Below are 6,270 nucleotides of genomic sequence, written 5' to 3'. Positions count from 1 at the left end.
TGCTCTTTCCACACTTGTTGGCGAGGGTTAAAGATTAATACCATTTCACCCGTCTGTGGATCTTCAACCATTTGTCGGGCAGCTTTACGCAGCGAACATGACACGCACGCAAGTGCCAAGTTATCTGCTGTAGTTGCACCACCTGCTACTATAGGAATAATGTGGTCGATATGAAAAGCAGCTTCTTGCCCTGCTTGGGACAAACGGCAATACTCGCAGCGCTCGCCCGCTCTTTGAATAACCAATCGACGTAAAGATGCTGGAATCGTTGTCATTAATCACTGCTTCGTAACACGTTGCGATCGCAAGCGAAGTAGTGATAAAAACTCTACTAACTCGACAAGTCCTTCTGCTTCCCGTCGCTCTGCTTGAGTAAGCTCTTCACCTATGTCCTGGCGATCCAGCAAAAATTGAAGACGCTCTTGAACGGCTTTAGGAAGTTGAAAGTGAGTCAGTTCAACAGGTATCTCAATTATCTCAGGCATATGGAACGTAAAGTGAAATTGCAACCACTTGTAGAGCAAGTGTAAACCAAACAGACACCTTGGGGGCTATGCTTGCATGATGTTAACTTGCGTTTGGCTTTGCCGTCTCGTAGAGAACCTCCTCACCCGTGCCGAAACCAGTAAACTGGCGCACGTAAGGTTCATGGAATGCCAAAATGATGTCCTGCTTAGGCACTCCCATTTCGACTAGTCGATTAGCAATTCCTTCTTCTGTGCCATCATGCTGAATCCAGATTTTTCCGCCTTTGATATCAAGGTGCAGAATACACCCAAAATCGCGTTTATCTCCACGCCACCCCACATAAAGCAGTTGGTAATGATCGTGTTCAGAATCAAAAATAGTTTGTACCTCATACTCTTGGGCGTTTCGTTGCCTTGAAGAGCGTTGAGCACGTTCTGAAAGGATATGTCGTATATATTGCCGATATTGCTCTACAGCCATCGGATAATAACCTCCTGTTGCACGTCATAGATAATCAGTCGCAGTTGATATCGCTTCACCGCAGCTGCAATGAACCGCCGTTGAAAGAAACTTTCATAAATTGGTACGCGCACCGCCAGGTAAAGTTGGCGATCGGGTTCAATTTTTTCCAGTGCATCCCGGTAGTTGAGAAATTGTCCCAATGCCGTATGAAATTCTGAAACATTGGACGGACTAATAAAACTTTTAACCTCCACAGCAATTTTCCGCTCCTCTAGTTCGGCAGCCAAAAGTTGTTCTGCTGCTAAATCAATCTCAAAATCTACATCATCAACATTAATTTCATAAGGGTCAGCCGTAATTTTCCAACTTTCCTTCTCTAATGCAATTCTAACGACATCATGAAACCGATCTTTCACCATAGGAGTTCAACTTATCGCTATACTCCTCTCCCACATCCTGCTACTCTCCATAAATCGTCACAACAATATTTCGTTGACGTGGCTTAATATCACATTCGAGATGGAAGATTTGTTGCCAAGTGCCTAACTCTAGCTTGCCATTTTTCACAGGCACGGTTAGCGAAGGCCCCAACCAAGTCGCTTGCAGGTGAGAATGTCCGTTGCCATCATGCCACATCTGCTCGTGACCGTATTCCCGACTGGGTGGAATCAGCTTATTTAAGATTTCCGGTAAGTCCCGTTGCAGTCCTGGCTCAAACTCAATCGTACCAACAGAGGCCGTACTACCAATATTGAAGATGTGAGCCATTCCCGTTTTGATACCCGATTTCTTGACAATGGCATTGACCTTATCAGTAATGTCATGCATGTGTCCATGACAATTGGTGGAAAGCTGAATTTGCTCTTGATGAACCATGATCTGAGTTGAGTATAGAGGGGCAATTGTGCGATCGCATGAGAGCGCTGTTCTTTGGGCAATCGCTTGTATAATTGCACAGCGTGTTAAAAAAGCAGTACTAAATAAGGATTGAAGCACAATTCATACATTCAATCTCAGGTGTAAGTATTTGTACAGTTAGTTACACAATTTTACTCAATTGTTTCAGCGAAGTGACCACAAACCATTTCACAGATTATTCACAATAGTTCATTAGACTCAGGTTATGCGAACAAAGCATCCTAATCATTGTTTACACCCTCTCGATAACCTGAGAACGAGAGGGTTTTGTCAACAAATGACTCCTATTTAAAAGACTTTCTCAACCTTCATATTCGCTGTCAATCTCAATATCGAGAGTGTCTTCATCAATCCGCACATATAAGATATTTGGGCGGCAACAAACCTGACAATCTTCAACATAGGACTGCTGCCCTCCGGCACTCAGATCAACAAAGGTTAAATTCGGTTCTCCACAGTAAGCGCAAATGTATTCGGCTGTATTTTGCATTTCACTTCAATCCTGCCTGCATAAGTGCCGCCATAATTCTACAAGGCAAATGTTAATTTTTATTGCGCTTCGTCGGCACCTCATGATGTCTAAGCCTGATTGGTAAAAGGATTGGATTCTTTTAGCCGAAAAGTTTAATAACGGGGATAGGGGTTGCTCCTCCTAATCAAAAAATTTGAACTTAGATAAAGATTAGGGGTTATGAAACTAGAACTGCTAACCAGCTCATTCTGATTTTGATAGTGCTGGAAGCAGAGTTTAAGATATCCAATAGAATGAATCGGGAGTTTTGTCAATAGCTGTTTGATAGGAATTCGCCGAGATAGCGCATACTCAATTACCAATTCAAGTCAGCGAACATGTCCGAAAAATCTGCGATCATAGCCTGCTGTCTACTTGTTGCGGTGGTAACCATTCCACTTCTTTTGCTGATTCAAACTCTATCTACTTTAGCCTGGAGTGGAACTATGGTTTGTCAACTGCTCAATGGTAAGGGATTATTTGAGGATGAACATGCATATTCAGATCGAGACCGACTATTGACATAAATCTATCTTTCGGGAGGTGCAATAGAAATTCTTAAGTCATCAGAATCATTGTCAATAACTCTTAACAAAACCCATGACGGTGTCTAGAAGCCCTCGCGTCGTCATTGTCGGAGCTGGTTTTGGTGGCTTAAAGGCAGCGCAGTTGTTGGCTCGTTCTGGAGTCGAAATCCTACTGATTGACCGCAACAACTACCATACCTTTGTTCCTCTGCTGTATCAGGTAGCCGTAGCGGAACTGGAACCGGAACAAATTGCCTACCCAGTACGCCGAGTATTGCGGCGGATACCGAATGCTCGTTTCATGATGGCTGAGGTAAAGCGGATTGATTTTGCCGAACGAGTTGTGGAAACAGATGACTCTGCAATTTCTTACGACTTCTTGATTTTGGCTACAGGAAGTCAATCCCAATATCTAGGAGTACCGGGTGCGAGGGAATATACCTTCCCGATGAAAACTTTGGAAGAAGCTGTTGCGTTACGCAACCATATCTTCTCCTGCTTCGAGCAAGCCGTAAGGGAAAAAGAGTCAACACAACGCCAGCAGCTATTGACGTTCGTGATTGTGGGGGGTGGGTCAACGGGCGTAGAATTAGCGGGTGCCTTAATTGAGCTGATTCATGGCCCTCTGGTCAAAGATTATCCAACACTCGATTTGCAGCAGGTGCGGGTGATACTTTTGCAATCTGGCGATCGCTTACTCGCCGAGTTCCCTCAGCGCCTGGGTGACTATACGCAAAAGCAGCTACGAATTAGAGGGGTTAAAGTTCACCTACAGGCCAAAGTTAGCCAAGTTACTCCCAATGCGGTACATCTCCAAGATGGTACGACTATCTTTGCAGAAACGATTATCTGGACAGCAGGCGTAGAGGCGACTTTACCCCCTCCCACTGGAGAACTGTTCCCATCTACCAAGGGGAAAGTTGCGGTTCTCCCAACTCTCCAGTTACCCAATCAACCACAGGTTTATGCGATCGGTGATGTGGCGGATGTAGAGTACAAGGGACAACCTCTGCCAGCTGTCGCCCCCGTCGCTATCCAACAAGGGGCATCTGTTGCAAATAATATCAAGCGGCGGTTGCGTGGACTATCCCCTCAACCCTTTCGCTACAAGGACAAAGGTCGGGCGGCAATTATTGCACGCAATGCAGGTGTCGCGCAAACTGAGAAGCTGACCTTAATCGGCTTTCCCGCCTGGTTTCTCTGGCTAGGTATCCATATTTATTATCTCCCTGGCTTACGCAACAGTCTGCTAGTGGTCATCAGTTGGGTTTGTGATTACCTATTTGGCGATCGCTTTGTATGTCTAATTCTTCCCCAATCGACATTTAGCCGACATGATATCAAGGTGATTTGACATGAATTACATTCCACTTGCAGCACGGATTTGCCTGTCTTTGATATTCCTATACGGTGGCATAAAAAATATTACGGGATTTTCAGCTACCCAGCAGATGATTGCTGCTAGGGGATTGCCACTGCCTGGTCTGATGCTGCTGGGTAACATTGTTTTTCAATTAATCGGAGCAATATCCCTATTACTTGGTTACAAAGTCCGTTGGGGAGCGATTTTGTTAATCCTGTTCTTGATTCCTACTACCCTGGTTTTTCACGATTTTTGGGCTAACCCAAAAGAGACGATCGCTTTTCTTAAAAATTTAGGGCTGATTGGTGGATTATTGATGGTGTATTACGCTGGAGCCGGTGCAGTGAGTTTGGACGCACGAACCAGTTTGTCGAGCCAACCTAGAAGCTCTTCTGAACTTTGAAAGTAAAAGCGATCGCACGGTGTCTCTGGAGTGCGATCGCGCATTGTCAACCAAGTAGGAGCAAACTCAATTCATCATCTGTTGGCTTGACTGGTGATGATTGAGTCAAGCCTCATTGTCCATGTAAAGATATGTTTTTTTACTCAAGAACTGAAGCCGTCTATCCCTCGGCTATCAGGAGCATTATTTGGAGGACGCTTAACTTTGTTTGGGCTGCAACATTCTGGTACGAATGAAGCGATCAATGCACAATTTCCCGTAATATAAAGCCTCATCAAGCGTGTAAAAACAGAACGGTTCACTGTATACCTTCCCGTCCGGGTCAGTGAAGTCAACGGCAATATAATTCCCTTCTTTTCTGGTGAACAAATTCCATTGTCTATAAATCATCGTCCTAACCTCCACTAATCTGTAACGGTTTGCGAGGTGGGTCAGGCAATAGCCATTCTCTGCCACTTTTATTACAGTGACATTCGCTTAGGAGATTGCAAAGACTACGGCTTAAAAAAGCTTGTGTCGATGGTACTCCTCCCATTGCCTACGGAGTTAGCTGACGGGCTAAGGCTGGAAGGTGTCTCTCTTAAAAGATAAGATTCGCCCCAATATTTGGTTCCTCCGCTCCGAAGTCTGGCGTTTGACTACTGAAAGGATTACATTTACCAGACCGGATTAGGCTACCCACATTCATTAAAGATTATCTTTTATATTACACCTGTATTGCACCTTTTTTCAACTTTTCGGTTCTTTCAAGTATTAAGTTTTTCATCATTAGCCATGAGTCAGCGGTGAAGCTAGCACATCAATATTTGTAACTATGAGTACACCAAAAAAAGCTGATAACCTACCGGATTTGAGAATGTCTGTATTACAGCTAGTCTTCTGATAGCAAAAGGTGGAAGGCAGAGGCTCTGAAAAGTTCATAAAAATATCCGCTCCCCTATATTGATACTCAGAGAGCGGATATTTCCTGATAATGCCCGGAGGCAGATTGGGGACGTTTTAACCAACACCTTGGAGAAACAACTCCCTGGGTTGACTCGGTAATACTTTCACCTGACCATTCTCATCGACATCAATCAGCGCGGTATCGCCATCGCTAACTTCACCGGATAGCATCGCCTCAGCTAAGCTATCTTCGAGAAGGCGCATAATGGCTCGACGTAAAGGTCTGGCACCATAGCTAGGGTCGTAACCTTCGTCCACTAAGCGGTCTTTGAAGCGTTCCGTGACTTCCAACGCGATGCCTTGCTCAAGCAGACGTGTGGAGATGTCTCGCAGCATGAGGTCGGCGATTTGCTTCACCTCATCCCTGGTCAACTGACGGAAGACGATAATCTCATCCAGGCGATTGAGGAACTCAGGACGGAAGGAACCTTTCAGGTCTTCATTCACCTTATCCCGGATGCGGAGGTATCGAGACTCTGATTCATTGCCGGAGGATTCAAAACCGAAGCTACTGCCACCTTTTTCAATCACCTTAGACCCGATGTTAGAGGTCATAATAATCAACGTGTTCTTAAAGTCAACCGTGCGACCTTGAGCATCGGTCAAGCGACCATCATCCAAAAGTTGCAACAACATGTTGAAGACATCGGGGTGAGCTTTTTCGATTTCGTCG

The 6,270-nt window shown here is 44.9% G+C and carries 10 protein-coding genes and 1 riboswitch; of the genes, 2 read left to right on the top strand and 8 right to left on the bottom strand.

The window, feature by feature from the left end; genetic code table 11:
- The 6 genes from V6C93_RS22165 to V6C93_RS22140 all read right to left on the bottom strand — a co-directional run.
- The coding region (locus V6C93_RS22165; RefSeq protein WP_333478848.1) for an HNH endonuclease signature motif containing protein at nt 1–275 on the bottom strand (275 nt) is incomplete at its 3' end.
- Between the two features lie 3 nt (nt 276–278).
- Nucleotides 279–485 carry a hypothetical protein gene (locus V6C93_RS22160; protein ID WP_333478847.1) on the bottom strand — a complete coding sequence of 69 codons (207 nt, stop codon included), beginning with the start codon at nt 483–485 and terminating at the stop codon, nt 279–281.
- A gap of 82 nt (nt 486–567) precedes the next feature.
- On the bottom strand, nt 568–948 hold the full coding sequence (locus V6C93_RS22155) for a XisI protein (protein WP_333478846.1): 381 nt from the start codon (nt 946–948) through the stop codon (nt 568–570).
- Nucleotides 939–1,349, bottom strand: coding sequence for a XisH family protein (locus V6C93_RS22150; protein ID WP_333478845.1), 411 nt, complete (start codon nt 1,347–1,349; stop codon nt 939–941). Before V6C93_RS22150 ends, V6C93_RS22155 begins: the two co-directional genes overlap by 10 nt.
- Nucleotides 1,350–1,389: 40 nt before the next feature.
- The gene (locus V6C93_RS22145; RefSeq protein ID WP_349262798.1) at nt 1,390–1,806 is read right to left on the bottom strand and encodes a secondary thiamine-phosphate synthase enzyme YjbQ; all 417 of its coding nucleotides are present in this window, start codon (nt 1,804–1,806) and stop codon (nt 1,390–1,392) included.
- Nucleotides 1,807–2,149: 343 nt separating this feature from the next.
- Nucleotides 2,150–2,338: a CPXCG motif-containing cysteine-rich protein gene (locus tag V6C93_RS22140; RefSeq protein WP_190501014.1), complete on the bottom strand. Its 189-nt coding sequence runs from the start codon at nt 2,336–2,338 to the stop codon at nt 2,150–2,152.
- Nucleotides 2,339–2,959: 621 nt separating this feature from the next.
- Between V6C93_RS22140 and V6C93_RS22135 the strand changes: the two genes are divergently transcribed.
- Both V6C93_RS22135 and V6C93_RS22130 read left to right on the top strand, forming a co-directional pair.
- The gene (locus V6C93_RS22135) at nt 2,960–4,240 is read left to right on the top strand and encodes an NAD(P)/FAD-dependent oxidoreductase (RefSeq protein ID WP_333478843.1); all 1,281 of its coding nucleotides are present in this window, start codon (nt 2,960–2,962) and stop codon (nt 4,238–4,240) included.
- Between the two features lies 1 nt (nt 4,241).
- On the top strand, nt 4,242–4,652 hold the full coding sequence (locus tag V6C93_RS22130; protein WP_333478842.1) for a DoxX family protein: 411 nt from the start codon (nt 4,242–4,244) through the stop codon (nt 4,650–4,652).
- A 198-nt stretch (nt 4,653–4,850) separates the two neighbouring features.
- On the opposite strand, the gene V6C93_RS22125 is transcribed toward V6C93_RS22130, so the two are convergent.
- The gene (locus tag V6C93_RS22125) at nt 4,851–5,042 is read right to left on the bottom strand and encodes a hypothetical protein (RefSeq protein ID WP_333478841.1); all 192 of its coding nucleotides are present in this window, start codon (nt 5,040–5,042) and stop codon (nt 4,851–4,853) included.
- A gap of 130 nt (nt 5,043–5,172) precedes the next feature.
- A riboswitch (cyclic di-AMP (ydaO/yuaA leader) is annotated at nt 5,173–5,295 on the bottom strand.
- 356 nt (nt 5,296–5,651) lie between these two features.
- Nucleotides 5,652–6,270, bottom strand: a 619-nt coding sequence (locus V6C93_RS22120; protein WP_333478840.1) for an AAA family ATPase, incomplete at its 5' end; no start/stop codon positions are given.

This window comes from Allocoleopsis sp. (assembly GCF_036703385.1).
Taxonomy (GTDB): domain Bacteria; phylum Cyanobacteriota; class Cyanobacteriia; order Cyanobacteriales; family Coleofasciculaceae; genus Allocoleopsis.
Note: the sequence above shows the minus strand (reverse complement) of the source record. Positions and strands in the feature narration are given on the sequence as shown.